The organism is Ralstonia sp. ASV6, from assembly GCF_016429285.1.
Classification (GTDB): Bacteria; Pseudomonadota; Gammaproteobacteria; order Burkholderiales; family Burkholderiaceae; genus Ralstonia; species Ralstonia flaminis.
The window spans coordinates 1-1,068 of the sequence record NZ_JAELUI010000321.1 but is presented as its reverse complement, the minus strand read 5'-3'; the positions used below and the strand labels follow the sequence as shown (position 1 = coordinate 1,068).

Genomic DNA, 1,068 nt, shown 5'->3' with positions numbered 1-1,068 from the left:
CTTCGATGTCGAGCAACTCGAAACCGGCTTCGATCCAGTGCGCGCGGGTGGTCTTGGGCATCGTGGTGTCCTTGGGGCAAAAACTGACAGGCTGTGTAGGGTGCGCAGCCGGCAGGTATTGTAGGCGCCGTCATCTCCTTCTTCCTTGCCATGCGACATTTCATCGTTGTGGGTGCGGGCATTGCCGGGCTGAATGCTGCGCGCCATCTGCAGCGTGCCGGCTGTTCCGTCACCGTGCTGGAAGCGGCGCGCTCGCCCGGTGGACGTATCCGCAGCGTGCCCTTTCACGGCCAGACCATCGAGTGCGGCGCGCAGTTCGTGTCGTCGCGCTACCGCTACGTGCTGCCGCTGCTGCAGGAGGCCGGGCTGGCCTCTCGCCTGCGCAAGACGTCGGCGGTGGCGGCCATGCAGCGCGGGCCGGTGTTCCATGCGGTGCACAGCAAGCGCCCGTGGACGCTCGGCACCAGCGGCCAGCTCACCTGGGGCGAGACCTGGCAGATGCTGCGCGGCGGCCTGGCCACCGCACGCGAATTGCGCGGTGTCGATCCGAGCCACTACGCCAGCCTCGCGGCGCTCGACGACGAGGATGCGCAGGCCTGGAGCACACGCTTGTTCGGCGACGCCGCCGCGCGCTACGTCTTCGAGCCGATGGTCCACGGCCTGTACTTTCATCGGCTGGCCGGCACCTCACGCGCGCTGCTTGGCGCGCTCACGGCCTTCAATGGCGCTGACACGCTGACCGTCGATGACGGTTGGCAAGCGTTGCCGCGTGCGATGGCCTCGGTGCTCGATGTGCGCTACGGCGCGAATGTGGAGCAGGTCAGAGAAACGCGCGATGGCGTGCGTGTGTGTGTGAACGGGGAGTGGCTCGACGCCGATGGCGTTGTGCTTGCCACACCGGCACACATCGCGCGTGCATGGGTGTTGCAGCCCACGCTTGGAGAATCGGCCGTGCTGGATGCACGCTACGCACCGAGTGTGCACGTGGCGCTGGGGCTCCCGTCGTCCTGGTCGGCGCCCAAGGTGCTCCAGCCCGTGTATGGCGCGCTGTTTGCGCCGGTGGACGGC

Annotated in this window: 1 protein-coding gene; it reads left to right on the top strand. The window is 67.7% G+C overall.

Features of this window, described 5'->3' with window-relative positions:
• Window positions 1-150: 150 nt before the first annotated feature.
• On the top strand, window positions 151-1,068 hold a 918-nt coding region (locus tag JHD73_RS27845), incomplete at its 3' end, for an NAD(P)/FAD-dependent oxidoreductase (protein WP_199033352.1).